Origin of the sequence: Pseudoalteromonas sp. P1-9, assembly GCF_001399975.1 — a bacterium.
In the GTDB taxonomy this organism is placed as follows: Bacteria; Pseudomonadota; Gammaproteobacteria; order Enterobacterales; family Alteromonadaceae; genus Pseudoalteromonas.
The window spans coordinates 1-610 of record NZ_LKBD01000125.1; the positions used below are offsets into that span (position 1 = coordinate 1).

Below are 610 nucleotides of genomic sequence, written 5' to 3' on the forward strand. Positions count from 1 at the left end.
GCTAAACTTCAAGGCGACCAAACCAAAAGGAGAAAGCTCAATGAAATTCTATACTACTTTTCACAAATATTATTGTGGAATTGACCTGCATGCACGCATTTTATACGTTTGCATTCTTGATGAGCGTGGTAATAAAGTGGTTCATCAGAAAATAAAAGCTGATAGACATGAATTACTTAAACTGATTTCGCCTTATATCGGAGACATTGTTATTGGTGTCGAGTGCATGCATTGTTGGTATTGGGTAAGTGACTTATGTGCTGAACATAATATCGATTTTGTACTTGGTCATGCCCTTTATATGAAAGCCATTCACGGGGGCAAAGCCAAAAACGATAAGATTGATTCTTATAAAATTGCTAGTTTACTGCGCGGTGGTAACTTCCCGCTTGCTTATAATTACCCTGCTAATATGCGTTCAACCCGTGATTTACTGCGTAGAAGAACGCGGTTGGTTCAGCATGGCGCACAACTCAAAGCGCATATAGTTAACACCAATAGTCAGTACAACTATCCGCCTCTTGAACTGCATATGAAAAACAAATGTGTTCGCCAAGAATTCCAAACGCGTTTTGACGACCAAGCCGTGCAACGCAATGTTAACTTTGAC

At 39.8% G+C, this 610-nt stretch carries 1 protein-coding gene; it reads left to right on the forward strand.

The window, feature by feature from the left end; all coding sequences use genetic code 11:
- Positions 1–40: 40 nt before the first annotated feature.
- Positions 41–610 (forward strand): transposase (locus tag AN214_RS21840; RefSeq protein WP_152960853.1); only part of this gene is annotated, 570 nt, incomplete at its 3' end.